The sequence below is a fragment of the Micromonospora sp. URMC 107 genome, from assembly GCF_051386315.1.
Classification (GTDB): Bacteria; Actinomycetota; Actinomycetes; order Mycobacteriales; family Micromonosporaceae; genus Micromonospora.
Map to the genome: position 1 here is coordinate 16,864 of NZ_JBPQTK010000013.1, position 25,870 is coordinate 42,733.

Genomic DNA, 25,870 nt, shown 5'->3' on the forward strand with positions numbered 1-25,870 from the left:
GCCCACCGCCCACTTTCATCGACAGTCGATTTCTTTCGCTCCTAGATCCGACTCTTGCAATGACAAGTCCACTGCTGCACGATGACCCTCGATACCTTTCCGTGCCGGAGGGAGCAGGGCCATGGCGGTGTCACGCCGGAGACTCATCGGATCCCTCGCCGCGGGCTCGGCCCTCGCCGCCGTCGCCCCGACCGACCTGGTGTCGGCCCTGCGCGGCACGGCGTACGCGGCCAGCCCGCCGGGCGACGTCGTCGGCAAGGTCTCCGTCGGCTACCAGGGCTGGTTCAGCTGCCCCGGCGACGGCGCGCCCATCGGCGGCTGGTGGCACTGGAGCCGGGACCGGTTCCAGCCGCCCTCGCCGGCCAACACCACAATCGTCTCCTGGCCCGACATGCGGGAGTACGCCCGCGGCTACACCACCGCCTACCCGCCGCTGGGCAACGGCCAGCCGGCGCGGCTCTTCTCCTCGTACGACGAGCAGACCGTCGACACCCACTTCCGGTGGATGCGGGAGCACGGCTGCGACACCGCCGCCCTGCAACGGTTCAACCCGTTCGGCGACGAGGGGCCGACGCGCGACGCCATGACGGTCAAGGTCCGCGGCGCGGCCGAACGCCACGGCCGCAAGTTCTACGTCATGTACGACGTCACCGGCTGGACGGCGATGCAGTCGCAGATCAAGGAGGACTGGCTCAACCGGATGTCCGCGCACACCGCCTCCCCCGCGTACGCGCGGCAGAACGGCCGGCCGGTGGTCTGCGTCTGGGGGTTCGGCTTCAACGACGACGGCCGCCCCTTCGCCCCCGCCGCCTGCCTCGACGTCGTCAACTGGTTCAAGGCCCGGGGCTGCTACGTCATCGGCGGTGTGCCCACCTACTGGCGGCAGGGCGTCAACGACTCCCGGCCGGGCTTCTCCGAGGTCTACCACGCCTTCCACATGCTCTCGCCGTGGATGGTCGGCCGCACCGGCACCCTCGACGGGCTCGACTGGTTCCACACCAACGTCAACGTCCCCGACCTGGCCGACTGCGCCGCGCACGGCATCGACTACCAGCCCTGCGTGATGCCGGGCGACCTGTCGGCCGGGCACCGCCGCCACGGCGACTTCTACTGGCGGCACCTCTACAACATGACCCGGCTGGGCGCCCAGGGCCTCTACGTGTCGATGTTCGACGAGTTCAACGAGGGCAACCAGATCGCCAAGACCAGCGAGACGCAGGCGACCACGCCGGCGGGGGCGGGCATCCGCGCGCTGGACGAGGACGGCGTCGCCTGCTCCGCCGACTACTACCTGCGGATCACCGCCGACGGCGGCCGGATGTTCAAGGGCCAGCTCGCCCTGACCCCCGTACGGCCGACGCCGCCCGTCGTCGACGGCCCCCCGGCGCCCGGCGCTGACCTCGCCGCCGGCCGGCCGGCGTCGGCGAGCAGCCAGAACGGCGCGTTCGCCGCCGGCAATGCCGTCGACACCGATCCAAACAGCTACTGGGAGTCCACCAACGGCGCCTTCCCGCAGTGGTGGCAGGTCGACCTCGGCGCGGCGCACGCGGTGAACCGGGTCGTGCTGGCCCTGCCGAACGGCTGGGAGGCGCGCACCCAGACGCTGACGGTGCAGGGCAGCACCGACGGCGCGACCTTCCGCACGCTCGCCGGGCCGGCCGGGGTCCGGTTCGACCCGGCCACCGGCAACACCGCCACCCTCACCGTGCCGGCGAGCACCGCCCGGCACGTCCGGGTGACCGTCACCGGCAACACCGCCTGGCCCGCGGCCCAACTCGCCCGGGTCGGGGTGTACGCGGCGGCCGGCACCGACCTCGCCCGGGGCCGTCCGGTCGCGGAGAGCAGCCACGTCCAGACCTACGGCTGCGCCAACGCCGTCGACGGCGACGCCCACAGCTACTGGGAGAGCGCCGGCAACGCGTTCCCGCAGTGGATCTCCGTCGACCTCGGCGCGAGCATCCCGATCGGGAGGATCGTGCTGCGGCTCCCGCCCGCCGCCGCCTGGCAGCGGCGCACCCAGACGCTCGCGGTCGAGGTGAGCCCGGACGGCGCCGCGTGGCGCACCCTCGTCGCGCCGGCCGGCCGGGTCTTCGATCCAGCCACCGGCAACCAGGTGACGCTCACCGTCGCGGCGACGCCGGCGCGGCACGTGCGGGTCCACGTCAGCGGCAACACCGGCTGGCCGGGGGCGCAACTGTCCGCGCTCGAGGTCCACGCCGCGTAGCGGCGACGCGGGGCGCCACCGGCGTCGCGCACCATCCCCTCGGCGAGCGCGGGCGGGTCGCGGGACCCGCCGCCGTCGTCGCCGTCGAACCCCCGTCCCCAGGGAGAGTCCCCATGTCCCGGAACAGGATCCCGGTGCCCCGGTGGTCGTCGCGGCGAGCGTCGCGGCGCCCCTCGGCCGCGATCGGCGCCACCCTCGCGCTCGCGACCGCCCTCGGCGTCCTGGCCGGCGCGCCCGGCCCGGCCACCGCCTCCCCCGCCGGTGCGGCGCCCGTGGTGACCCGGGCGGGCCTCGATCCGCGACTGGTCGCCGGGCGCGGCGCCGACGTCGGCTTCGTCGAGCAGGAGGCGGAGAACGCGACCACCGACGGCGAGGTCATCGGCCCCGACCGCGCCGCCTACACGCTGCCGGCCGAGGCCTCCGGCCGCCGCGCGGTCCGGCTGACCCCCGGACGGTACGTCGAGTTCGTCCTGCCCCGGGCGGCCAACGCGATCACCGTGCGCTACAGCATCCCCGACGCCCCGGGTGGCGGCGGCATCACCGCCCCGCTGCACGTGGCGGTCAACGACCGCCGGGTCCGGACGATGACCCTCACGTCGCAGTACGCCTGGCTCTACAACCAGTACCCGTTCTCCAACGACCCGACCGCCGGGCTGCTGCACCCGGACTGGTGGATCACCGAGTGCTCGTGCGTGCCGGCGGCCACCACGCCGTACCCGAGCATCCCCACCCCGTTCCGGCCCAGCCACTTCTACGACGAGCAGCGGCTGCTGCTCGGCCGGACGTACCGGGCCGGCGACCGGATCCGGCTCACCGCCCCGGCCGGCAGCAACGCGGCGTGGACGGTGATCGACCTGCTCGACTCCGAGCTCGTCGGCCCGCCGCGCGTCCGGCTGCGCGCCGCGAACGTGCTGGCCTTCGGCGCCGACCCGACCGGCCGCCGTGACTCCGCCGCCGCCCTGGACCGGGCCATCGCCTTCGCGCGGCGGGCGGACGTGCCGGTCTACCTGCCGCCCGGCACGTACCAGGTCAACCGGCACATCATCGTCGACGAGGTGACGATCGAGGGCGCCGGTAGCTGGTACACGATCATCAAGGGGCGCGAGGTCGCGCTGCCCACGCCCGCGCCGGACGGCTCGGTGCACACCGGCGTGGGCTTCTACGGCCGCAGCGCCGCCGACGGCGGCAGCCGCAACGTGCACCTCTCCGGCTTCGCCGTCGAGGGCGACGTGCGCGAGCGCATCGACACCGACCAGGTCAACGCGATCGGTGGCGCGATGAGCGACTCCACCATCGACGGCCTGCACCTGCGCCACACCAAGGTGGGCATCTGGTTCGACGGGCCGATGTCCAACGTGCGGGTCACCAACACGATGATCGTCGACCAGATCGCCGACGGGCTCAACTTCCACACCGGCGTCACCGACTCGCTGGTCGCGCACACCTTCGTGCGCAACAGCGGCGACGACGGGCTCGCGATGTGGTCCGAGAAGGTGGGCAACGCCCGCAACACGTTCGACCACAACACCGTGCAGTCGCCGGTGCTGGCCAACGGTATCGCCCTCTACGGCGGCACCGACCTCACCGTGTCGCACAACCTGGTCGCCGACCCGGTGCGCGAGGGCAGCGCGATCCAGGTCGGGTCGCGCTTCGGCGCGGAGCCCTTCACCGGGCGGCTGCTGATCACCGGCAACACCACGGCCCGCGCCGGCACGTACGAGCTGAACTGGAAGATCGGGCTGGGGGCCATCTGGTTCTACGCGCTCGACCGGGACATCGACGCGACCGTCGACGTGATCGGCGACAGCTACCTCGACAACACGTACAACGCCATCATGCTGGTCAGCGACTGGCCGGTGAAGGACCTGCACTCGATCACCGGGGTGCGGTTCCAGGACATCCGGGTCGACGGCACGGGCACCTCCGTGCTGAGCGCCCGCTCGGCGGGCTCGGCGTCGTTGCGCAACGTCGACGCCCGCAACGTCGGCGCCGTCGGCGTCAACAACTGCGGGTCGTTCCACTTCCCCCCGACCGGCTCGGAGTTCACCCTGACCGATCTCGGCGGCAACGACGGCGGCTGGCTGGCCCCCTGGCAGCTGCCGAACACCATCACCTGTGACGACCGCCCGCCGGTCGTGCCGCCGCCACCGCCGTCGCCCTGGTGAGAGACGGTGCCGCGGGCGGCGCGCCGGTGCGGCGCGCCGCACCGGCGGTGTGACGTGTCAGTTGCCCGTCGCTATTGACGCCTGTTGATCTCTGTGTTATTCCACCGCCTTTACACATCACAATAAATGACGGAAACCTCCCCTTTCGGAGTCGCACACGGCCCGCGACGAAGGCGTGACACATTGCCTTTCGTCGTTGCATAATGGCCGCCGCACGCGCTGTCGGGCCACCGGTTCCCGACGCAGCGACGCTGACCGAAGGGGACAATTCCGTGAAGCGGGACCACTCACCTGTTCTTCCTGGCGACGGCGCCACGGACTACGCGCGCTACATGCGCACCGACGCGCTGCTCGACCTGCAACGGAGCCCGGCGGAGATGATCCACCGCGACGAGTTGCTCTTCCAGGTGGTGCACCAGTCCACCGAGCTGTGGCTGAAGCTCGCGGCCGCGGAGCTGACCGAGGCCGTCGCCCGGGTCCGCGCCGGCGAGCCGGCGGCGGCCGAGCCGCTGCTGACCCGGGCGACGCTGGGGGTACGGCTGGTCACCGACCAGTTGGAGATGTTCCGGCACCTCTCCCCGGCCGCCTTCGAGGCCATGCAACCCGCGCTGGGCAAGGGTTCCGGCGCCGAGTCCCCCGGCTGGCGGCGGGTCCAGGGGGCGAGCCGGCAGCTCGGCCGGGCGTTCACCGACCACCTCGCCGCGCGCGGCACCGCCCTGTCGGAGCTGCGCCGGGCGGACCCGACGGACCCCGTCCACCTGCTCGCCGAGGCGATGATGGAGTGGGACGAGCGGGTGTCGCTGTGGCGGGTGCGGCACTACCAGGCCGCCCTGCGCATCGGCGGCCACGCGCCCGACGGCGCGGAGGCGACGGTGCTCGCCAAACTCATCGGGCACCGGTTCTTCCCCGAACTGTGGCAGGCCCGCGTCAAGTCCGTCCACGGATGAAAGCGACCGTTTCCATGCCGACCGGTCCTGACAATCCCCACCCACCCCTTAATTCGTCAATCAACTCCCCGTATGCGGTTGACACGGGCCGAATGTCGAGGTGCGGTTCGTGCGTGAACTGACGAGTTGGTTGTCGGGTGCCGCCGACCCGGACAATTTTCCCTACTCCCCCGTACTGGCGGAGTTCCACCGGGTCGGCAAACACTTCGTCGAAAAGGAGCTCCTCGCTCTGCTGGATTCGGCCCGGGCCCGGGTGACCGCCCCGGCGGCCGGCCCGCCGTCGCCCGCCGCCCGGCTGCTGGGCGACTTCCTCGACGTCGCCCTCGACAAGTGGGACGGCCGGTACGACTACCGCAGCTACCTGGCGCTGCGCCTGCTCCGGCTGCCCTGCGGGGCGGACGACGGGCCGGGCGGGGACGACGACGGGCACGGCGACAAGGCGGCCGGCCACCCGGAGGACGCGCGTCGCGACCGCGACCGGCTCCTCGTCCGCCTGGTCGCCGACGCGCTGGCGTTCGAGCTGGCCGCGGGGTCCGACGCCACCGACCTGCTGCCCGAGGACCGCCCGAGCCGGGAGGTGGTGGCCAAGCGCCAGCGGCTCGGCGTGCGGGCCGCCGCCCCCGCCCTCGCCCGCCTCGGCCTCGCCGGACAGGCCCACGACCGGGAGCCGGCCGCCGTGCTGCGGGCCCTCGTCGCCGACGGGGATCCCGCCGTCGGGCTGGCCCTGCGGCTGAGCATGCTGCCGGTCTACGTGTCGCACGACGAGTACCTCTTCATCCGGGTGCTCCAGGCGTACGAGTGCCTCTTCGCGGGGCTCGTCGAGGAACTGCGCGCCACGATCGTCGCCCTCCGTGCCGGTCACGCGCGGCCGGCGGCCGACCGGCTGGCGTACGCCCGCGCGCAGCTCACCGCCGCCGGGCCGCTGTTCTCGCTGCTGGCCACCATGCAGCCGGCTGCCTTCCGGACGTTCCGGCAGTACACCGAGGGGGCCAGCGCGATCCAGTCCCGCTCCTACAAGCTGATGGAGTCGCTCTGCCGCACCCCGGAGGGGACGCGGCTGGAGTCGCCCGCCTACCAGCAGGTGCCGGAGGTACGCGACCGGGTGCAGGCCGGGCAACCGTCGGTGGACGAGGCGTTCCGGGCGGCCGTACGCGAGGGCCTGCTCACCGGCGCGGACGCCGAGCTGGTGGCAGGGGCGATGCGCACGTTCGCCGCGGCCGTGCTGCAGTGGCGACGCACGCACCACCGGCTGGCCACCCGGATGCTCGGCCCCCGCCCGGGCACCGGCTACACGGAGGGCACGCCCTACCTGGCCGCCGTCCGGTCCATTCCGGTCTTCAGCTCCGTCACCCACGATCCGGGTCCCTCGTCGCGGACCGACCCGACCGGAGGCAGCCCCGAGTGAACCCGCCCGATTCGGCACCCGGCCCCGACACGCCCGAGTGCCTCGACGCCACCGCCCAGGCCGCCCTGCGCGCCGAGTTTCCGCTGCTGGAGAACTGCGTCTACCTGAACAACAACTCCACCGGGGCGGTGCCGAGGGGCGCCGAACACGTGCTCACCGGCTACTGGGAGACGCTGCGCGGCTGGCGCGACGACGTCTGGCACGACTGGCACGTCGGCCTCGACCGGTACGCCGACTCGGTCGCCGCCCTCATCGGCGCGCCCCCGGGCAGCGTGGTCACCGACGCGAACCTGAGCACGCTGCTCGCCCGGGTCGCGTCCTGCTTCGACTACCGCGCGCCGCGCGACCGGGTCGTCACCACCGACCTGGAGTACCCGACCGTGCCGTTCATCTTCAACGCGTTCCGTCGCTACGGCGCCCGCCTCCACGTCGTCGGGTCGGGCGGTCCCCGCTTCGACGAGGACGCCCTCGACGCGCGGATCGACGAGCGGACGCTGCTGGTGTGCGTCCCACACGCCAGCTTCTCCTCCGGCGCCACCATCGACCTGCCCCGGCTGGTACGCCGGGCCCACGACGTCGGCGCCCTCGTGGTCGTCGACGCCTTCCAGACCGTCGGGGTCGTGCCGCTGGACGTGACGGCGCTCGGCGTCGACGTCGTGCTCGGCGGCGCGCACAAGTGGCTGTGCGGGGTCGCCACCGCCTTCCTCTACGTCCGCCCGGACCTGGCGACCCGGCTCGAACCGGCCGCCACCGGCTGGCAGGCCGGCGACCGGGCGCTGACCTTCCAGCCGTCGACCGGCTGGGCCGCCGACGCCCGGCGGTTCGCCGGCGGAACGCCGTTCCCCCTCACCTCGCTGGTCTCCCAGGTCGGCCTGGACCTGCTGGCCGGGGTGGGTGCCGCCGCGATCCGGCGGCACTCGCTCGCCTGCACGTCCCGGGTCATCCAGCGGGCGACGGCGGCCGGCATCGGCGTGGTCAGCCCGGTCGAGCCGCACCGGCGCGGCGGCGTGGTGTGCCTCGACGTCGCCGACGGCGAGGCGGTCAAGCGGCGACTGCTCGCGCGGGACATGGTCTGCAGCTGGCGGGGCTACCTGCGGGTCGGCCCGCACGTCTACAACACCCTCGAGGAGATCGACGCGTTCATGGACGCACTGGAAGAGGAGCTGGACCGGTGAACGTCACCCTGTCACCGCGGGCGCTGATGAGCCTGCTCGCCAACGGGCCCAAGGCCATGGACGTGCTGGAGACCGCGCTCGGCATGGGGCTGCTCGACGCGCTGGAGCCGGGGCCGGTCCGCCTCGACGAGCTCGCCGGGCGGTTCGCCGTACGGCCCCTGCGGCTCTACAAGTTCCTCGACTGCCTGGAGAGCCTCGGCTTCGTCGCCCGCAGCGAGCCGGGCGACGACATCGCCTCGGCCACGTACCGGGCGGCGCCCGGGCTGCGCGACGCCGTCGCGGCGGTGGTCGGCCCGGACGCCATCGAGCGGGACCGGGACCGCTACCCCTGGCGGCGGCTGCACGGCCGGCTGGGCGAGAGCCTGCGCGGCGAGGTCAGCATGGGCGACGACGACTTCGCCTGGCCGCCGAAGACCGACGAGCAGACCGCCGACTTCGAGCGCAGCATGGCCGTCGGGCTCGGCCCGGTGATCGAGGCGGTGCACCGCAACGCCGACCGGCTGTGGCCGGGGCGCAGACGCCTGCTCGACGTCGGCGGCGGGGACGGCACGCTCGCGGCGCACGTCCTCGACGACGCCCCGGGGCTGCGGGTCGACGTGTACAACCTGCCGGCGGTGGCGCCGCTGGTGCAGGCCACCCGGGCCCGCAGGGGGCACGTGGACCGGCTGGGGTTCGTCGGCGGCGACTTCCTCGCCGAGCCGCTGCCGTCGGGCTACGACGCGCTGGCGTTCGTCCGGGTGCTGCACGACTGGCCGAACGAGGTCGCCCGCCGGCTCGTCGAGAAGGCGTACGCGGCCCTGGAGCCGGGCGGGATGCTGCTGATCTGCGAGGAGTTCCGCACCCCGGACCGGCTGGCGATGCAGTTCTTCTGGAGCTACTTCCTCATCGGGGTCGACACCTGCGTGAGCCGGCTTCGGGAGGTCGAGTTCTACACCGGCCTGCTCAAGGAGGTCGGCTTCGAGCGGGTGGCGGTGCTGCCCGGCGGCTGGGAGCTGGTCTGCGCGTACAAGCCGACGACCGGGACGTGACGCGACCGCGCGGCGGCGGGTGCCGCCCCCGCGCCGCGACGGCCCCGGCGTTTGACCGCCGGGGCCGGGGGAAGACCGTGCGCCCAGGGCCGATTCCCGAGGAGCGACGATGGCGGACGCAGGACGGGCCAGGAAGGCCACCGGGGCGCGCAAGGCCCCGATGAAGCGGGCGGCGGCGGCCAAGAAGGTGGCGACGGCCACGAAGCGGGCCACCGGGGCGACCGCGGCCAAGTCCCCGGGCGAGAAGCCCACCACGACGACCGCCCGCGTGGCCCGGAAGAAGGACACCTCGGCCACGGCGGCCCCGGCCCGCGCCCGCAAGGCGCCGGCCACGGCCGCGCCGGCGAAGAAGGCGCCCGCGAAGAAGGCGGCGAAGGCCGCCGCGACCCGCGCCGGCGCGGCGTCGAAGACCCCGGCGCGCACGGCGACGACCATGGAGTCGTTCGGCACCCGACGGGCGCCCCGGACGAGCGCCGGCTGACCCGGGTCCGCGCCGCCCGGGGCGAGGTCGGCGGGTCCACCCGGCCGGGCTGTCCCGGTCGATCGCCCGGCCCGCGCGATGGTTGGCGGATCCGTCCGGTCGATCGCCCCGCCCGGCACCCGCACCGAGGTCCGGGCGCCGGCTGCGGCGGGCCGTCGGCCAGAATGGGCGAATGGCGAAGCGAACCCGTCGGCGGGCGGTCGACGGCCCCGACCGGCCCTGCCCCTGCGGCGCCGGCCAGCCGTACGCCGGATGCTGCGGGCGGCTGCACCGGGGCGAGGCGGACGCGGCGACCGCCGAGGCGCTGATGCGCTCGCGGTACAGCGCCTTCGCCGTCGGCGACACCGCGTACCTGCTGCGCAGCTGGCACTCCTCGACCCGGCCGCGCCGGCTCGAGCTCGACCCCGGCCAGCGCTGGACGGGCCTGGAGATCGTCGACACCGACCGGGGCGGGCTGTTCGACGCCACCGGCACCGTCGAGTTCCGGGCCCACCACCGCGCCGGCGGCCAGCCGGGGACGCAGACCGAGCGCAGCCGGTTCGTCCGCGAGGACGGCCGCTGGGTCTACCTCGACGCGCTGCCCGGCTGACGCCCGGTCGCGGCGCCGGGGCACCGCGACCGGGACGCGCTCAGCCGTTGGCGGCGACGCCGCTGGCCAGGCCGAGCCGGTCGACCGCCGCCGAGACGAGCTCCTCCGGCGTCAGCGACACGTCGAGCACCAGCACCGCCTCGTCCGGGTGGGGCCGTTCCAGGGTGGCCAGCTGCGATTCCAGCAGGCTCGCCGGCATGTAGTGCCCGGCGCGCCGGGCCATCCGCTCCCGGATCACCTCGGCCGGCCCGTCCAGGTGGACGAACTCGACGCTCGGCGGCCCCTGGCGCAGCACGTCGCGGTAGGACCGCCGCAGCGCCGAGCAGGCCAGCACCGTCGACACGCCCTCGGCGGCGCGGGCGGCCATCCAGCCGGCCAGCTCGCGCAGCCAGGGCAGGCGGGCGGCGTCGTCCAGCGGCACGCCGGCGCGCATCCGCGCCACGTGCTCCGGCGTGTGGAACTCGTCCGCCTCGGCGAAGGTCAGGCCGGTCGCGGCGGCGACGCCCACGGCCACGGTGGTCTTGCCGGCCCCGGACACCCCCATCACGACGACGTGCCGCGTCGGGGACGCGCCCTCACCAGTCATGGACCGTGCCGTCCTGGAGGCGGTTGAACGGCAGGTACGCCGGCACGTACGGGAACTTCGCCGCGGCCTCCTCGTCCAGCTCGACGCCGAGCCCGGGCTGCTCCCCCGGGTGCAGGTAGCCGTCGGTGAAGGTGAACGACTGCCGGAACACCTCGTTGGTGAGCGCCCCGTGCTGCATGTACTCCTGGATGCCGAAGTTGTGGATGGCCAGGTCCAGGTGCAGGGCGGCGGCCATGCCGACCGGCGAGATGTCGGTCGGGCCGTGGATGCCGGACTTGATCTGGTACTGGGCGGCGAAGTCGAGCAGCTTGCGCATGGCCGTGATGCCGCCGGTGTGGGTGACGGCGGAGCGGACGTAGTCGATGAGCTGCTCGCGGATGAGCGTCTGGTAGTCCCAGACGGTGTTGAAGACCTCGCCGATCGCCAGCGGCGTGGTGGTGTGCTGGCGGACCAGCCGTAGCGCCTCCTGGTTCTCCGCCGGGGTGCAGTCCTCCAGCCAGAACAGGTCGTACGGCTCCAGCGCCTTGCCCAGCTTGGCGGCCTGGATCGGCGTCATCCGGTGGTGGCCGTCGTGCAGCAGCGGCAACTCCGGGCCGAACTCGTTGCGGACCGCCTCGAACACGCCGGGCAGGTGCCGCAGGTAGGAGCGGGTGTCCCAGTCCTCCTCGGCCGGCAGCGGGGTGCGCTGCGCCGGCTCGTAGTCGTAGCGCTTGCCGTCGGCGCTGGGCTGGGTGGCGACCCCGTAGACGGCGTTGATGCCCGGCACCGAGGTCTGCACCCGGATCGAGCGGTAGCCCTGCTCGAGGTGCCGGCGGATCGAGTCGAACAGCTCCGGCAGGTCCCGGCCGGAGGCGTGGCCGTAGGCCATGATGCCGGTGCGCGACGCCCCGCCCAGCAGCTGGTACAGCGGCATGCCGGCGGCCTTGGCCTTGATGTCCCACAGGGCCACGTCGACCGCCGCGATGGCGGCCATGGTGACCGGCCCGCGACGCCAGTACGCCGAGCGGTAGAGGAACTGCCAGGCGTCCTCGATGCGGTGCGCGTCCCGGCCGATCAGCAGCGGAACGACGTGGTCGCGCAGGTACGAGGCGACCGAGAGTTCCCGTCCGTTGAGGGTGCCGTCGCCCAGGCCGGTGACGCCGTCCTCCGTGGTGATCTTCAGGGTGACGAAGTTGCGGTCAGGGCTGGAGACGATGACGTCAGCGGCGACGATCTTCACGGGGTGCCTTTCTTCTTCGGGGTGCTCGGCGGTCAGCGGAGGACGTCTCCGGCCTCGTGGCCGTCGAGGAGGGACAGTTCGGCGCGGCGCGGCAGCCCTTCCCAGTCGCCGGGGCTGGAGACCGCGAAGGCGCCGAGGGTCGCGGCGCGGCGCAGCCGGCCAGCCAGGTCGAGCCCGTCGAACCAGCCGGACAGGTAGCCGGCGGTGAACGCGTCCCCGGCGCCGACGGCGTCGACGGCGGTCACGGTCAGCGCCTCGGCGTGCCGGACCCCGTCGCGGGTGTGCGCGCGGGCGCCGTCGGCGCCCAGCTTGACCAGGACGGTGTCCACGCCGCGGCGCAGCAGGTCCGCCACGACGGTGGACTCGTCGGCCCCGGGGTCGCCGACGAGGTCCAGTTCGTCGGCGGAGGCGACGACGATCGAGGCGTGCCCCGCCAGCGGGGTGAGCACCTCGCGGGCGGTGTCGCGGGACCAGAGGCGGTCGCGGTGGTTGACGTCGAGGCAGACCGGGATGCGCGCGGCGACGGCGGCCTCGGCCGCCCAGCGGGTGGCCGCGCGGGCGGTGTCGGAGAGCGCCGGGGTGATCCCGCTCAGGTGCAGCACCCGCGCGCCGGCGGCCAGCGGCGCCCGCAGGTCGTCGACGTCGAGGGCGGAGCCGGCCGACCCGGCCCGGTGGTACCGCACCCGGGTCAGGTCGGCGGTGCGCCGCTCCAGGAACATCAGCCCGGTCGGCCGGTCCGGGTCCCGGGTCACGCCGTCGACGGCGACGCCCTCGGCGCGCAGCTGCCGCAGCACGTACTCGCCAAGCTCGTCGGCGCCGAGGCGGCCGACCCAGGCGGGGGGGGGGGGGGGGGGGGGGGGCGGTGGCCCAGCCGGGCCACCGCGACGGCCACGTTGGACTCGGCGCCGGCCAGGTGCATGGTCAGCGGCCCCCCGGCGGCGAGCGGGCCGGCCGAGCGCAGCGACACCAGGGCCTCGCCGACGGTGAGCAGGTCCGGTGCGGTCATGATCCGGCCGACTCCCGCACGGCGGCGAGGTAGGTGCGCGCCCGCGCCCGCAGGGCGTCCAGGTCGCCGCCGGAGGCGGCGTCGCCGACCAGGGGACCGCCCAGGCCGACCGCGATCGCGCCGGCCCGGAAGTAGCCGGGCACGTCGTCCAGGCCGACGCCGCCGACCGCGACGAACGGGATGTCCGGGAAGGGGTCGCGCACCGCCCTGAGGTACGCGGGCCCGCCGACCGACGCCGGGAAGAGCTTGACCGCCGACGCCCCCATCCGCACCGCGGTGTACGCCTCGGTCGGGGTGAGCGCCCCGGCGGCGACCGGGAGGCCGCGGCGCGCCGCCTCGGCGATCGACTCCACCACGGCCGGCGTCACCACGAACTGCGCGCCCGCGGCGGCCACGTCCGCGACGTCGGCGGTGGTGAGCACCGTGCCGGCCCCGACCAGCGAGCCGGCGGGGGCCGCCGCGCGCAGCGCCTCGATCGCCCGCGCGGCGTCCGGCGTGGTGAGGGCCACCTCGACGACGCGTACGCCCTCCTGGAGCAGCGCGGTGCCGGCGGCGATCGCGGCGGCGGTGTCGGTGCCGCGGATGATCGCGAGGATGCGGGCGGCGGTGAGGTCGGCGGTGAGGTTGACGGTCATGTGATCACCATTCCGCGTAGGAGCCGTCGCGGTGCCGCCACGTGGGGCTGCGCCACGCGTGTCCGCGCTTGTCCGCCGCGCGTACGGCGTCTTCGTCGATCTCGATGCCGAGGCCGGGTGCCGTGAGCCGCTCGACGTACCCGTCGACGAACGTCAGCGGGGTCTTGTCGAGGCAGTAGTCGAGCACCTCGGCGCCGAGGTTGTAGTGGATGCCGATGCTCTGTTCCTGGATCAGGTAGTTCGGCGTGGCGAAGCCGACCTGGAGGCAGGCGGCGAGCGCGATCGGCCCGAGCGGGCAGTGCGGGGCGAGCTGCACGTCGTACACCTCGGCCAGTGCGGCGATCTTGCGGACCTCGGTGATGCCGCCGGCGTGTGAGAGGTCCGGCTGGGCGACGGCGATGCCGGCCTGGAGCACCGGCAGGAACTCCTGCCGGTTGTAGAGCCGCTCCCCCGTCGAGACCGGCGTGGTGGTGGAGCGGACGAACTCGCCGATGAGGTGCGAGTTCTCCGGCACCACCGGCTCCTCCAGGAAGAACGGCCGGTACGGCTCGAGCAGCGGGGCGACCCGGCGGGCGGTGGCGAGGGTGAACCGGCCGTGGAAGTCGACCGCCACGTCCCGCTCGTCGCCGAGCACCTCGCGGGCGGCGGCGACCCGCCGCACCACGCCGTCGATCTCGGCGACGGACGCGACGGCGCTCATCCGACCGGAGGCGTTCATCTTCACCGCGGTCAGGCCGGTGGCGACGGCGGCGGCGATCTGGTCGCGTACCTCGCTGGGCTCGTCGCCGCCGACCCAGCCGTAGACCCGGATCCGGTCGCGGACCGGGCCGCCGAGCAGCTGGTGCACCGGCGCGCCGAAGTGCTTGCCGGCGATGTCCCACAGCGCCTGGTCGAGCCCGGCGACGGCGCTGGCCAGGATCGGCCCGCCCCGGTAGAAGGAGCCCTTGGTCATGACCTGCCAGTGGTCCTCGATGCGCAGCGCGTCCCGGCCGACGAGCAGTTCGCTGAGCTGCTCGACGGCGGTGCGGACGGTCTCGGAGCGGCCCTCGCAGGTCGCCTCGCCCCAGCCGACGATCCCGGAGGACGTCTCGACCCGGACGAACAGCCAGCGCGGCGCGACGAGGAAGGTCTCCACCCGTTCGATCGTGGTCATGGTGTCCTCAGCCCTTCGTGGCGCCGGCGGTGAGGCCGGAGACGACGTACTTCTGCACGAACAGGGCGATCAGCATGATCGGCAGGGTGACCACGGTGGCCGCCGCCATCAGGCCGCCCCAGTCGATGCTGGCGTAGCCGACGAAGTCGAAGATCGCCACCGGGAGCGTCTTGGTGTCGGCCCCGGAGAGCACGAGGGCGAACATGAAGTTGTTCCAGGAGAAGATGAACGACAGGATGCCGGCGGTGGCGATGCCGGGCACCGACAGCGGCAGGGTGATCCGCCGGAACGCGCCGATGTGGGTCAGCCCGTCGACGAGCGCCGCCTCCTCCAGCTCGGTCGGCAGGCCGTCGAAGTAGCCCATCATGATGTAGACGATCAACGGCAGCGACACGAACATGTGACTGAGGATCAGCACGGTGAACCCGCCGACCATCTGCAGGTTCGAGAAGACGTAGTACCAGGGCACCAGGAGCGAGACGCCGGGGATGACCCGGGCCATGAGCACGACGAGCGCGGACTTCTTCATGTTGAAGCGGCTCATCGAGTACGCGGCGGGCACCCCGAGCAGGAGCGAGAGCACGGTGGCGGCGAGCGCCACCCAGAGGCTGTTGCCGATGAACTGGACGTAGTTGGCCTGCTGGAGCACGTTGGAGTAGTTGTCCAGCGTCGGGGAGAAGACGAACGCCTTCTCGGTGTCGTAGATGTCGACGTTCGTCTTCAACGAGGCGGCGACCATCCAGACCAGCGGCGCGATCAGCGACAGCACCACGAGGACGAGGGCCACCGTCCGGAAGATCTTGTACGGTCTGCGCAGCTTCATCGGTCCATGCCCTTCTTGCGGTAGGTCAGGGCCCACATCACCCCGATGATGATCAGGAAGAAGATGATGAGGACGGTCGATGAGACGCCGTAGTCGTTGTAGTCGAAGCTGAGCCCGTAGGCGTACACGTTCAGGGTCTCCACCTCGTGGAACGACCCGCCGCCGCGCCCCTTGGTGGCGTAGAGGATGTCGAAGGTCTTCAGGGCGTCGATGCCGCGCAGCAGGATCGCGACGATCACGGTCGGCATCAGCAGCGGCAGGGTGACGTGCCGGAACCGCTGCCAGGTGCTGGCGCCGTCGATCAGCGCCGCCTCCTGCGGCTCGTCGGAGAGCGACGTCAGGCCGGCGAGCAGGATCAGCACGACCATCGGCGTCCACTGCCAGATGTCGATGAACATGGTCGTCGGCAGGGCCGAGCCCTGCCCGGAGAGCCAGGGCTGGGGGCCGATGCCGACCCAGCCGAGCACCTGGTTCGCCATCCCGATGTTGGGATCGAAGATCAGCCGCCACATCATGCCGACCGCGACCGGGGTGGCCACCAGCGGCAGGAGGATCGCGACCCGGACCCACTTCTCACCGCGGAACGGCCGCCACAGCAGCAGGGCGATCGCCATGCCGAGGACGACCTCGAAGAAGAGGACGACGCCGGTGAAGAGCGCGGTGCGCCACACGGCCGGCCAGAACCGGTCGGTGTCGCCGAGCACGTCGAGGTAGTTCTGGAAGCCGATGAACTCGCTCTCGGCGCGGACCGAGCCCTCGGCGTCGGTCAGGCTGAGGTACCCGGTCCACGCCACCGGGAAGACGATCAGCACGGCGACGAACAACATGGCGGGCGCCGCGAAGAGCCACTTGCGATGCTCGTTGGCCCAGCGCGACCAGGCCGAGGTCTCCGGGGACGCCGGACGCGCCTCGGGCGATCTTTTGACTGGTGTGGTGACGGTCGACATGGGGTCTCCGGGTGGGTCAGGGCCAGCGTCCCGACGCGGGGTGGCGGAGCCGGTCGGCTCCGCCACCTGCGCTTCGGGCTACTTCGCCTCGTCGTCGAGGAACTTCTGGAACGCCTCGTTGGCCGCGTCCGCCGAGGCGGCCGCGTCCTTGCCGGTGATCGCGTCGACGATCGGCTGACCGACGATCTCCCGCGCCTGGGCGACCTTCTCGACCAGCGGCCGGTCGTGGCCCACGCCGTTGGCGGTGCTGACCGTGGTGGCCTCGGCGAGGTCCTTCGGGTAGGTCGCCGCGCCCTCCGGGTTGTTCCAAACGGAGGTACGGGCGCTGGGCACGCCGGCCTTCTGCTGCGCCAGCGCCTGCTCCTTGCCGGCCGCCCACTGGATGAACTTCCAGGCGTTGTCCTGGTTCTTCGACGCCTCGTTCACGCCGAGCGCCCAGGACGGGATGTTGTATGGCTTCGAGCCGGCCGGGCCGGCCGGGAAGGCCGCGAACCCGACGGTCTCGGAGACCTTCGACTTGGCCGGGTCGGTGGCGTTCTTGTAGAGCGAGTTGGCCTCGGTGTAGAAGGCCGCCTTGCCCTGGGTGAAGATCGCCATCGCCTCGGACCAGCTCATGTCGGTGCTGATGTTCTCCGGGCCGTGCTCGCGCAGCAGCCCGCCGTAGTAGGCGTACGCCTGCTTGGCCGGCTCGCTGTTGATCGAGGCCTTGCCGCTGCCGTCGACGAAGTCGCCGCCGAAGCTGTAGAGGAAGCTGGAGAACTGGGTGACGGCGGCGGCCTTGCCGGTGCGGGACACGAAGCCCGCGACGCCCGGGTTGTCCGCCTCGACCTTCGCCGCCTGCGCCTTGAGCTCGTCGAGGGTCTTGGGCGGGGCGGTGAAGCCGGACTTCTCCAGCAGGTCCTTGCGGTAGTAGAGGACCTCCTGCTCGGTGATGATCGGCACGCCGACCACCTTGTCCTCGTACGTGGTCGCCTGCACCGGTCCGGACTGGAAGTCGCCGATCTCGAACGCGCTGTCCGACTTGCTCTTCTCGGTCAGGTCGGCGAGGTACTTGTTCTTGGCGAACAGCTTCCCCTCCTGCAGCGGCCGGTACATCATCACGTCCAGGTCCGTGGACCCGGCGTTCAGCTTGACGTTGTACTGGTCGGAGAGCTGGTCCTCACCGAGCTGGGTGACCTCCACCTTCAGGCCCGACTGCTTCTCGAACTCCGGCAGCGCCTTCTTGATGTTCTCCGTCCAGACGTGGTTCACCAGCGTCACGCGAACGGTGTTCGAGCCGCCGGCGTCGTCCCCGCCGCCACCACAGGCGGACAGGCCGAGGGCGACGACCATCGCCAGGGAAGACCCGATAACTGATCGACGTCTCACGTCCATCTCTCCTTATGCCGTGGCCGTGGCCGCCGCCCGGACGGGTGGGCCGCCACCTCGCGGTTTACATCCGCTTAACATCGGGATGCTAGGCCGAAAAAGCAGACTTATACAAGGGGTAGACCCAACTGATATGCTCCGTCGCGTGGAATCGACCTCTCCGGGGGCTGTGGCCGCCCAGCACGCCCCTGTCGAGGCTGGCCTGCACGCACGCGTCCTCGACCGCCTCGGCACGGCCATCTGCGACGGCGAACTCGCACCCGGGTCGGTCCTCAACATCGACGACCTGGTCGACCGCTACGCCGTGTCCCGCTCGGTCGTCCGCGAGGTGCTGCGCGTGCTCGCCTCGATCGGATTCATCGAGACCCGCCGCCGCGTCGGGGTCATGATCCGGCCGTCGGAGGACTGGAACGTCTTCGATCCGCAGGTGATCCGCTGGCGGCTCGCCTCGGCGGGCCGCATCGTCCAGCTCCGCTCGATCACCGAGCTGCGGACCGCCGTCGAGCCGCACGCCGCCTGGCTGGCCGCCAACCGGGTCGGCCACGACGCCGCGAGCGACCTGGTGGGGCTCGCGGCGAAGATGTGGGCCGCCGGCAAGGCCGGCGACGAGGAGCGCTTCCTCCAGCTCGACATAGAATTCCACCGCCGGATCCTGGTCGCCTCGGGCAACGAGATGTTCGTCCGGCTCCAGGACCTGATCGCGGAGGTGCTCACCGGCCGGCACCAGCACCACCTGATGCCGCACCACCCGCACGAGCAGGCCCTCCAGTTGCACGCCGAGGTGGCCCAGGCGATCCAGCGGCGCGACGGCGAGCGCGCCCGGCGGGCGATGGTGCAGCTCATGGAGCAGGCCTTCGACGAGATGAGCTCGATCTGGGAGCAGACCGGCGAGACCGCCGACGCCTGACCGCTCAAGGCGTTGCTGGAGAGCGAAGAGCTGACCGGCGACGGGCCCGGCGGCGGTCGCGCGGACCGCCGCCGGGCCCTCGTCAGCCGGTGTGCCCGGCGCCCGCCCGCGCCGGCCGGCCGGCGCGGCTCGCCAGGAGCAGCGCCATGATCAGGTACGGCACCGCGGCCACCGCGAACGCGACCCCGTTGCCGGCCCCGGTGGCGAGCAGGCCGTACCCGCCGTAGACCGCGATGATCGTGACGTCGGTGGCCATCCCGGCCAGCGAGGTGACGGTGGCCCGGCTGCCCCCGGTGATCCGGGCCTGCAACCGCGCGTCGGCGAGGACGGTGGCGAGCTGGAAGCCGCAGAACGCGACCGCGACCAGCGCGAAGCCAGCCGGCCGGGCGAACAGCGCCCCCGCGGCCAAGGCCACGGCCGACAGCGCCAGCAAGCCGGCGTACCCGCGGGCGGTCAACCGCTCCCCCGCCGGGGCCAGCAGACCGCCCACCGCCACCCCGATCCAGGTGAGCAGGAGCAGCAGCGGCACGGTCGCCTCGCCGACGCCGGTGTCGCGGGCCAGCAGCGGGGTGTACTCGTCCAGGGCGCCCCAGACCGCCGCGACGACCGCGGCCAGCAGCACCGCCGCGCGCACGGCCCGGTCGGCGCGGACCTCGGCCAACCCGGCGCGCAGGCTCGCCCACCAGCCGAGGTCCTCCTCGTCGTCCGCGCCGGCGTCGGGCCCGCCCCGGTCCGACCCCACGCCGCCGACGGCGTCGAGGTGCACTGGCCGGCCGGACTCGACCGGGACCTCACCGCCTCGCTCGGCCACGACGGGTGCCGTGTCGGGCGCGGGCCGGCGGTGTTCCGGGAAGCGGGTGGCGACGGCGGCGGCGAGCAGGCAGGCCAGCACGCTCGCCGCACCGATGGCCGGGTAGCCGCCGACGGCGAACACGGAACCGGCCAGCAGGATCGAGGCGAGGACGGCGAGCGTCTCGGCCGTCTTCGCCCGGCCGATGAGGCGGGCGTAGCGGCCGGCGGCGCCGAGGCGGTCGAGTTCGGTGAAGACCAGCGCCTCCAGCGCGCCCGAGGCGAGCGCCCCGGCGGCGCCCCAGAGCACGAAGCCGATCGCGAAGGCGGGGTACGAGGGCACGAGCACCCAGAGGGCGAAACCCGCGGCGGCGACGACCGGCGCGAGGCTGAGCAGCAGCCGCCGGGAGAACGCGTCGGCGAACGCGCCGGAGGGCACCTCCAGCAGGATGCTGGCGGCCGACCAGATCACGAACAGCGACGAGATCTGCCACACCGTCAGGCCGGTGTCGCTGAACAGCAGCGCGTACAGCGGATAGAGCAGGACGAGTTCGCTGAGGAACGCGTACCCGTAGAGGGTGGCCGCCAGCCGGCGGACGCGCGCGTCGGGCACGCGCGGAGGGTGGACAGTCATGGGACCTTCCTGTGGGGACGAAGCGGACGCCGGACGAACGGCGACCGCGGCGGCCCACGGCAGTGGCCCCTAGCGGTGGATCAACATCGCCACGTCATGTCGGCGATGGTAGCCGGACCGGCCCGGGCGGTCACGCCCTTCGCCGGACACACGCCGGGGTGGGATCCGATGCGGATCCCACCCCGGCGGCGGTGTGCTCAGCGGCGGCGCTGCTCGCCGTCGAGCGGCGGGATGACCATGGTCGCCTCGCTGTCCTCGCGGGCCGGGACGGTGGCGCCGCCCGAGGTGACCTGGGTGGCGTCCGGGTCGCCCTGGCGCGGCACCGGCACGGTCGGGTCGGCGTCGACGCGCGGGCCGGAGACCACCTGGGTGGCGTCCGGGTCCGCGTCGACGCGCGGGCCGGGAACCACCTGCGTGGCGTCCGGGTCACCGCCGTCCACCGGGCCACCGTGCGTGGCCCGGGCCGCGAGGTGGGCCTCGCTGTCGCGGCGTCCGGCCTGGTAGGCGCGGGCGTGCGTGGCGATCAGCTGCGACTCCCGCTCGGCCCGGCTCAGCCACGACTCCCAGCGGCTCTGCATGGGACGGACCAGGCCGCCGCCCACCCCGACGACGAGGATGCCGCCGACGGTGGCCAGCACCGCGACCAGCACCGGAGTGGTGACCGCGGTGGCCACGCCGATCTGGTCGAGCGCGGCGATGACGCCCAGGCCGAGGATGAACACGGAGGCGATGGTGGCCAGGAGCCGGCCGTACGACAGCCCGCCCAGGGCACCGCTGATGATGTCCTTCACCGCGTTGGCGATGGCCGCGGCGACCACGACGATGACGATCGCGACGAAGGCGCGGGGCAGCCAGGCGATCACGCCCGCGATCAGGTCGGAGATCGGGTTGGGGCCCCAGATGCCGAAGGCCAGCTGGAGGGTCACCAGCAGCACTCCGTAGTAGGCGAGCTTGGCGACGATGTCACTGGCGTCGTACCGGGAGCGGGCCAGGGCCCGACGGATCCCGCCGCGTTCCACGGCACGGTCGAAGCCGACCCGCTCCAGGACCTTGTCCACGATCTTGAGCACGGCCTTGGCGATCAGCCAGCCGGCCACCAGGATCGCCACGAAGGCGAGGGCCTTGGGCAGGAACAGCATCACCGACCGGAGGGCGTCCCCCACCGCGTCGCCGAAGTTGTCTCTCATCGGAATTCCTCCACACGGCATCCGGGTTCGTCCGGCCCGACCTACCCCCGGCGGCGATCGGGGAAACACCCGCCTCAGCGGCGCCGGCAGTCGTAGGAGACCGGGGTCTGGGCCTGCACCGGGGCCGGTGAGGTGATGTTGACCGTGGCCGTCTCGGTCGTGCTGCCCACGCCGCTGAAGGCCCAGCGCAGCGTCAACTCGACGGTGCGCTGGCCGCGCCCGACCCGCTCGGTCAGCAGGTTGCCGGGCGCGCTGCCGGTGCGCAGCCACTGGTAGCGGAGCTCCCCCGCCCGGCCGTTGGTCGACACCGTGGCCACCACGTCGACGGTGACGTCGCACCGGTCGCCCGCCGGCCGGGGAACCGCCACGCTCACCCCGGTCACCTCCAGCGGGCTGATCCGCTGCCAGAGGTAGAGACCGACGGCGGCGAGCAGCGCGACGGTCAGGAGCGTGGAGAGCACCGAGGTCACCACCCGCCACGCCGACCGCCGCCGCGGCGGTGCCGGCGCGGGCCACGGGGGCGCCGGCGGCGGGGTCGTCGGCACGCCCGGCCCGTACCGCACCTCCCGCTGCGCAGCGGCGGAGCCCCCGGTGGGGCCGCCGAAGAACGCCCCCGGGCCGGGCCCGGTACCGGTCACCCACCCGGCTCCCCCGGCCGTCGCGCCGGTGGTCCGCTCCCCCGGTACGGACTGCGCCGCCGGCCATGGCCCGGTCCGCCCGCCCACGGTGCGCTGCGGCGTCGTCGGCTCGCCGTGGGCCAGGTGCACGGTCGCCTCGTCGCGGGCCAGGCGCACCGTCGGCTCCCCGGCCGCGAGGTGGGTGGTCGGCTCCTCCGCCGCCAGACGCACCGTCGCGTCGCCCGAGGCCAGGCGCGCGGTCGGCTCGGTCGCCGCCAGGTACACGGTCGCGTCACCCGAGGCCAGGCGCGCGGTCGGCTCGGTCGCCGCCAGGTACACGGTCGCGTCGCCCGAGGCCAGGCGCGCGGTCGGTTCGGTCGACGGCTGCGGCTGGCGGGCGTCGAGGCGGGCGGTCGCGGCGTCGTCGTCCGGCTGCCGGTGGGTGGGCAGCGCCTCGGTGGGGTCGTTCGGCTGGGTCACGGCGGCCCGCCCTCCGTCGTCGTGGTCGGCATCCGGTTTCCGGGCTCAGCCCGGGGTGCAGAACGGGTACAGCGTCACGTGGACCGGCGAGCCCTCGGGCGAGGCGTTGCCGGCCTCGTCCACGGCGACGACACGGACCGGGATCCGGGTGCTGGCCGCCGGCCGGGGCAGGTCGCCCAGGACGCCCCGGAACGACCCGCGCCCACCGGAGGTCATGGCCACCTCGCTGGTGCGGCCGTCCAGGGTGTACCGGAAGCTCACCCTCAGCTTCCCGGCCGCCGTACGGTCGTCGGAGACGACGGCGGAGATCGTGCTGGACGTCGGCCCGTACGGGCAGCCCCCGGGTTCGAGTTCGGCCGGGGCGGCCGCGACCCGGCCGACGGAGGGCGCGACGGTGTCCGCCGGCGCGGCGCTGGTGCTGGTCGACGCGGTCGGCGGGGCGGGGGCGGACGTCGTGGGCGCGCCCGTGTCGGCCGGGTCCGGTGCCGCCGTCGTCGCGGTCGGGGCGACCGGCGGGGTCGGCGTGGGCGTCGCGGCGGCCGTCGGGGTGGGCGGCGCGGCGGCCGACGGGGACGGCGCGCCCGTCGGCTCCGTCGGCGAATCGGGTGCCACCGTCCGGGCGGCGGGCAGCGGCTCGTCGCTGCCGACGTAGCTGAGCCCGGCGCCACCGAGCAGCAGCGCCGCCGCCAGCCCGCCGCCGACCAGCGCCGCGCGGGCGCGGCCGGACCGCGACCACGTCCACCGGCCCGGCTCCTCGCCGAACGCGGTGCTGGCGAGGCTGGTGGCCCCGCCGGTGCCGTCCGGGAACGGGAAGAGGGCGGCGAGCAGGGCCGCCCGCCGGGCCAGCTCGCGCAGGCCGCGCTCCTCCCACCGCGGCCCGTACGCCTCGGCGGCGACCCGCTCCAGCACGGCGAGGAAGACCTGGGCGGGCTGCGGCCGCTCGGCCGGTTGCTTGGCCATGCCGTGGCGCAGCAGGTCGTGCACCGGCTCGGGGGCCGGGTCGGTGGGGACCGGCGCGCGGGCGTGCTGCTGGCGCAGGGTGAGCAGGTCCCGCCCGTCGAAGGGCGGCCGGCCGGTGAGGCACTCGTAGAAGGTGGCGGTGGCCGCGTAGATGTCGCAGGCCGGGCTTGCCGGCGCGCCCGTCCACTGCTCGGGCGCCATGTAGCGGGGAGTGCCGGTGACGCTGACGCCCGAGCTCTCGCCCACCGGCATGGCGATGCCGAAATCCGCCAGCTTGCTGGTGCCCTCGGCGGTGACCAGGACGTTCTCCGGCTTGTAGTCGCGGTGCACCACGCCGCGGGCGTGCGCCGCGCCGAGCCCGGCCAGCGAGCCCTTGAGGACGCAGAGCGCCGACTCCGGGGTCGTCGCTCCGTGCGCGCGCAGCATCTGCCGCAGGGACACGCCGTTGACCAGCTCCATGACGATCGCCGCGCCGCCGGGCGACTCGACGTACTCGTAGAGGCGGGAGACGTGCGGGTCGTCGATCCCGGCGAGCAGCCGGGCCTCGGCGCGGAACGCGGTGCGGAACGCCGGATCGTCGCCGATCCCGCCGGTGAGGTACTTGATCGCGACCGGTGTGCCCGTCGCGTCGTGCACGGCGAGGTCCACCCGGCCGGACGCGCCGGCGCCGAGCTGCCGCACCGGGCGGTAGCCGGAGACCTGCCAGCCCGTCACGCGTCCACCTCCCCGGCTGCGGGGGCGGTGGGGCCGCCTCCGGGGGTCATTGTGGTCGCGGGAGCCGGCGCGGCCATCGGCGCAACGGCTGCTTCCGGCCCCCGGACGTCCGGGACGTCCCGGCGGGTGGCGGCATCGTCGGTTACGGACACACGCCACTGGTAGCACCCGCCGGCAAGCGCGCCGCGTGCGCGCTCCCGCCCCGCCGACTGCACTAAGGTGCAGGCCGTGGGCAGCGAGGCGACTCCCGAGGCGGCGACCCGTCGGCCGATGACGACCCGTCGATGGCTCACTGTCCTGTTGCTGACGATGACCGCCCTGGTCCTGCTCGGCGGCGGCGCCGGCGCCGCCGCGTTGCGGCACACCGCCGCGGTCTCCAACGACCTCGCCGACCGGGTCGCCCCGGCCCGTACGGCGGTCGGCCAGCTCGACAGCGGCCTGCTCGCCCAGGCGGCGGCCGTACGCGGCCACGTCGTCACCGGCGACCCGCGGTTCCTCGAGTCGTACCGGCAGGGCGTCGAGAGCGAACGCGCGACCATGTCCCGGCTGCGCGGCCTGCTCGCCGACGAGCCGGAGGCGCTGGGCGACCTGGACCGGGCGCAGCGGCTGGCCGACCGCTGGCGCACGGAGTTCGCCGAGCGCCTGGTCGCCTCCCGGCAGGCCGGCGGGACGCCGGAGGAGCTGGCGCCGCTGGTGACCGGGGACGCGGAGACCTTCACGGCGGTCCGCGCCGAGCTGACCGGGCTGGTCGGCCGCCTGGACGGGATCCGGGACGCCGGCCGGAACGACCTCGACGGCGCGCGGGCGCTGCGGGACCTGACCTTCGTGGCGATCCTGGCGGCCCTGCTGCTGTGCGGGATCGTCGGATCCGTGCTGGTGCGCACGAGGATCCTGCGGCCCCTGGACCGGCTGGGCGCCTCGGTGCGGCGGGTGGCCGGCGGCGACTTCCGGCACCGGCTGCGGCCCGACGGCCCGGCCGACATCGCCCGGCTGACCAGCGACGTGGAGACGATGCGCCGCGCGGTGGTGGAGGCGTGGGAGCGCAGCCAGCACGACCGGGACGCGCTGGAGCAGCAGGCGGCCGAGCTACGCCGCTCCAACGAGGACCTGGAGCAGTTCGCGTACGTCGCGTCGCACGACCTGCAGGAGCCGCTGCGCAAGGTGGCGTCGTTCTGCCAGATGCTGGAGCGCCGCTACGCCGACCAGCTCGACGACCGGGCCCGGCAGTACATCGGCTTCGCCGTCGACGGGGCGAGCCGGATGCAGGAGCTGATCAGCGATCTGCTCACCTTCTCGCGGATCGGCCGGGTCTACGGCGACCTGCGGGAGGTCGACCTGGCCGAGGTGTTCGCGCAGGCCGAGGCGAACCTGTCCCGGGCGGTGGAGGAGTCCGGCGCGACGATCACCCGCGACCCGCTGCCCACCGTACGGGGCGAGCCGACCCTGCTGACCATGCTCTGGCAGAACCTGCTGGGCAACGCGGTCAAGTTCCGCAGCCCCGAGAGGGCGCCGCTGGTGCGGGTGACGGTGACGGACACCGGGGAGGGGTGGTCCTTCGCGGTGGAGGACAACGGCATCGGCATCGACCCCCGGTACGCCGAGAAGATCTTCGTCATCTTCCAGCGCCTGCACCCCCGGGGCGCGTACCCGGGCACCGGCATCGGGCTCGCGGTGTGCAAGAAGGTCGTCGAGTTCCACGGCGGGACGCTGGGCCTGGACGAGGCGTACCGCGACGGGACGCGCTTCGTGTTCACGATGCCGCGGGCGTCGACGGCGGTCGTACCCGGGCAGCCGGGCGAACCGGCGGCGGAGTCGGCGGTCACGGCCTGAG

The 25,870-nt window shown here is 73.7% G+C and carries 22 protein-coding genes; 10 read left to right on the forward strand and 12 right to left on the reverse strand.

Annotated elements, in window-relative coordinates; translation table 11 throughout:
* Positions 1 to 121 precede the first annotated feature (121 nt).
* The 8 genes from ACSNN9_RS04935 (at position 122) to ACSNN9_RS04970 (ending at position 10,014) form a co-directional block, all read left to right on the forward strand.
* The gene (locus ACSNN9_RS04935; protein ID WP_436671421.1) at positions 122 to 2,224 is read left to right on the forward strand and encodes a galactose-binding domain-containing protein; all 2,103 of its coding nucleotides are present in this window, start codon (positions 122 to 124) and stop codon (positions 2,222 to 2,224) included.
* A gap of 113 nt (positions 2,225 to 2,337) precedes the next feature.
* The gene (locus ACSNN9_RS04940; protein WP_436671422.1) at positions 2,338 to 4,389 is read left to right on the forward strand and encodes a glycosyl hydrolase family 28-related protein; all 2,052 of its coding nucleotides are present in this window, start codon (positions 2,338 to 2,340) and stop codon (positions 4,387 to 4,389) included.
* A gap of 272 nt (positions 4,390 to 4,661) precedes the next feature.
* Positions 4,662 to 5,336 carry a tryptophan 2,3-dioxygenase family protein gene (locus ACSNN9_RS04945; protein WP_436671423.1) on the forward strand — a complete coding sequence of 225 codons (675 nt, stop codon included), beginning with the start codon at positions 4,662 to 4,664 and terminating at the stop codon, positions 5,334 to 5,336.
* 100 nt (positions 5,337 to 5,436) lie between these two features.
* On the forward strand, positions 5,437 to 6,741 hold the full coding sequence (locus ACSNN9_RS04950) for a tryptophan 2,3-dioxygenase family protein (protein WP_436671424.1): 1,305 nt from the start codon (positions 5,437 to 5,439) through the stop codon (positions 6,739 to 6,741).
* On the forward strand, positions 6,738 to 7,916 hold the full coding sequence (locus ACSNN9_RS04955; protein ID WP_436671425.1) for an aminotransferase class V-fold PLP-dependent enzyme: 1,179 nt from the start codon (positions 6,738 to 6,740) through the stop codon (positions 7,914 to 7,916). Before ACSNN9_RS04950 ends, ACSNN9_RS04955 begins: the two co-directional genes overlap by 4 nt.
* Complete coding sequence (locus tag ACSNN9_RS04960) at positions 7,913 to 8,944, forward strand: methyltransferase (RefSeq protein WP_436671426.1); 1,032 nt, start codon at positions 7,913 to 7,915, stop codon at positions 8,942 to 8,944. Before ACSNN9_RS04955 ends, ACSNN9_RS04960 begins: the two co-directional genes overlap by 4 nt.
* Before the next feature lie 109 nt (positions 8,945 to 9,053).
* On the forward strand, positions 9,054 to 9,425 hold the full coding sequence (locus ACSNN9_RS04965; RefSeq protein WP_436671427.1) for a hypothetical protein: 372 nt from the start codon (positions 9,054 to 9,056) through the stop codon (positions 9,423 to 9,425).
* Between the two features lie 172 nt (positions 9,426 to 9,597).
* On the forward strand, positions 9,598 to 10,014 hold the full coding sequence (locus tag ACSNN9_RS04970; protein WP_436671428.1) for a YchJ family protein: 417 nt from the start codon (positions 9,598 to 9,600) through the stop codon (positions 10,012 to 10,014).
* Positions 10,015 to 10,054: 40 nt separating this feature from the next.
* Here ACSNN9_RS04970 and ACSNN9_RS04975 read toward each other — a convergent pair whose 3' ends face one another.
* From ACSNN9_RS04975 to ACSNN9_RS05010, 8 genes are all read right to left on the reverse strand, one after another.
* Entirely contained in the window at positions 10,055 to 10,600 is a 546-nt protein-coding gene (locus ACSNN9_RS04975; protein WP_436671429.1) for a gluconokinase, read from the reverse strand.
* Positions 10,590 to 11,855 carry a D-mannonate dehydratase ManD gene (gene manD / locus ACSNN9_RS04980; protein WP_436671471.1) on the reverse strand — a complete coding sequence of 422 codons (1,266 nt, stop codon included), beginning with the start codon at positions 11,853 to 11,855 and terminating at the stop codon, positions 10,590 to 10,592. Before manD ends, ACSNN9_RS04975 begins: the two co-directional genes overlap by 11 nt.
* Positions 11,852 to 12,613, reverse strand: coding sequence for a sugar kinase (locus ACSNN9_RS04985; protein WP_436671430.1), 762 nt, complete (start codon positions 12,611 to 12,613; stop codon positions 11,852 to 11,854). Before ACSNN9_RS04985 ends, manD begins: the two co-directional genes overlap by 4 nt.
* A 208-nt stretch (positions 12,614 to 12,821) precedes the next feature.
* Positions 12,822 to 13,460: a bifunctional 4-hydroxy-2-oxoglutarate aldolase/2-dehydro-3-deoxy-phosphogluconate aldolase gene (locus tag ACSNN9_RS04990; RefSeq protein ID WP_436671431.1), complete on the reverse strand. Its 639-nt coding sequence runs from the start codon at positions 13,458 to 13,460 to the stop codon at positions 12,822 to 12,824.
* A gap of 4 nt (positions 13,461 to 13,464) precedes the next feature.
* Positions 13,465 to 14,613, reverse strand: coding sequence for a galactonate dehydratase (gene dgoD / locus ACSNN9_RS04995; protein ID WP_366644133.1), 1,149 nt, complete (start codon positions 14,611 to 14,613; stop codon positions 13,465 to 13,467).
* Positions 14,614 to 14,620: 7 nt separating this feature from the next.
* Positions 14,621 to 15,436, reverse strand: a complete 816-nt coding sequence (locus ACSNN9_RS05000; RefSeq protein WP_358094052.1) for a carbohydrate ABC transporter permease — start codon at positions 15,434 to 15,436, stop codon at positions 14,621 to 14,623.
* The gene (locus ACSNN9_RS05005; RefSeq protein ID WP_357881740.1) at positions 15,433 to 16,383 is read right to left on the reverse strand and encodes a carbohydrate ABC transporter permease; all 951 of its coding nucleotides are present in this window, start codon (positions 16,381 to 16,383) and stop codon (positions 15,433 to 15,435) included. The genes ACSNN9_RS05000 and ACSNN9_RS05005 overlap by 4 nt, the downstream gene beginning before the upstream one ends.
* Before the next feature lie 78 nt (positions 16,384 to 16,461).
* Positions 16,462 to 17,751: an ABC transporter substrate-binding protein gene (locus ACSNN9_RS05010; protein WP_436671432.1), complete on the reverse strand. Its 1,290-nt coding sequence runs from the start codon at positions 17,749 to 17,751 to the stop codon at positions 16,462 to 16,464.
* Between the two features lie 145 nt (positions 17,752 to 17,896).
* Between ACSNN9_RS05010 and ACSNN9_RS05015 the strand changes: the two genes are divergently transcribed.
* Complete coding sequence (locus ACSNN9_RS05015) at positions 17,897 to 18,658, forward strand: FadR/GntR family transcriptional regulator (protein ID WP_436671433.1); 762 nt, start codon at positions 17,897 to 17,899, stop codon at positions 18,656 to 18,658.
* Between the two features lie 82 nt (positions 18,659 to 18,740).
* Here ACSNN9_RS05015 and ACSNN9_RS05020 read toward each other — a convergent pair whose 3' ends face one another.
* From ACSNN9_RS05020 to ACSNN9_RS05035, 4 genes are all read right to left on the reverse strand, one after another.
* Complete coding sequence (locus ACSNN9_RS05020; protein WP_436671434.1) at positions 18,741 to 20,081, reverse strand: MFS transporter; 1,341 nt, start codon at positions 20,079 to 20,081, stop codon at positions 18,741 to 18,743.
* Between the two features lie 197 nt (positions 20,082 to 20,278).
* Positions 20,279 to 21,268: a mechanosensitive ion channel family protein gene (locus ACSNN9_RS05025; RefSeq protein WP_436671435.1), complete on the reverse strand. Its 990-nt coding sequence runs from the start codon at positions 21,266 to 21,268 to the stop codon at positions 20,279 to 20,281.
* A gap of 74 nt (positions 21,269 to 21,342) precedes the next feature.
* A complete protein-coding gene (locus ACSNN9_RS05030; protein WP_436671436.1) occupies positions 21,343 to 22,365 on the reverse strand; it encodes a hypothetical protein in 1,023 nt (340 codons plus the stop codon).
* A gap of 45 nt (positions 22,366 to 22,410) precedes the next feature.
* On the reverse strand, positions 22,411 to 24,039 hold the full coding sequence (locus ACSNN9_RS05035; RefSeq protein ID WP_436671437.1) for a serine/threonine-protein kinase: 1,629 nt from the start codon (positions 24,037 to 24,039) through the stop codon (positions 22,411 to 22,413).
* A 228-nt stretch (positions 24,040 to 24,267) separates the two neighbouring features.
* On the opposite strand from ACSNN9_RS05035, the gene ACSNN9_RS05040 reads away from it, so the two are divergent.
* Positions 24,268 to 25,869 (forward strand): sensor histidine kinase, encoded by a 1,602-nt coding sequence (locus ACSNN9_RS05040; RefSeq protein ID WP_436671438.1) that lies wholly within the window; start codon positions 24,268 to 24,270, stop codon positions 25,867 to 25,869.
* The last annotated feature ends 1 nt before the right edge of the window (position 25,870 follow it).

What these genes read in the sequence shown, in the direction of transcription:
- ACSNN9_RS05000 (WP_358094052.1), bottom strand. Translation starts at nt 15,436, where the DNA reads ATGAAGCTGCGCAGACCGTACAAGATCTTCCGGACGGTGGCCCTCGTC.
- ACSNN9_RS05005 (WP_357881740.1), bottom strand. Translation starts at nt 16,383, where the DNA reads ATGTCGACCGTCACCACACCAGTCAAAAGATCGCCCGAGGCGCGTCCG.
- ACSNN9_RS04970 (WP_436671428.1), top strand. Translation starts at nt 9,598, where the DNA reads ATGGCGAAGCGAACCCGTCGGCGGGCGGTCGACGGCCCCGACCGGCCC.
- ACSNN9_RS04940 (WP_436671422.1), top strand. Translation starts at nt 2,338, where the DNA reads ATGTCCCGGAACAGGATCCCGGTGCCCCGGTGGTCGTCGCGGCGAGCG.
- ACSNN9_RS04935 (WP_436671421.1), top strand. Translation starts at nt 122, where the DNA reads ATGGCGGTGTCACGCCGGAGACTCATCGGATCCCTCGCCGCGGGCTCG.
- ACSNN9_RS04990 (WP_436671431.1), bottom strand. Translation starts at nt 13,460, where the DNA reads ATGACCGTCAACCTCACCGCCGACCTCACCGCCGCCCGCATCCTCGCG.
- dgoD (WP_366644133.1), bottom strand. Translation starts at nt 14,613, where the DNA reads ATGACCACGATCGAACGGGTGGAGACCTTCCTCGTCGCGCCGCGCTGG.
- ACSNN9_RS05025 (WP_436671435.1), bottom strand. Translation starts at nt 21,268, where the DNA reads ATGAGAGACAACTTCGGCGACGCGGTGGGGGACGCCCTCCGGTCGGTG.
- ACSNN9_RS04965 (WP_436671427.1), top strand. Translation starts at nt 9,054, where the DNA reads ATGGCGGACGCAGGACGGGCCAGGAAGGCCACCGGGGCGCGCAAGGCC.
- ACSNN9_RS04975 (WP_436671429.1), bottom strand. Translation starts at nt 10,600, where the DNA reads ATGACTGGTGAGGGCGCGTCCCCGACGCGGCACGTCGTCGTGATGGGG.
- ACSNN9_RS05020 (WP_436671434.1), bottom strand. Translation starts at nt 20,081, where the DNA reads ATGACTGTCCACCCTCCGCGCGTGCCCGACGCGCGCGTCCGCCGGCTG.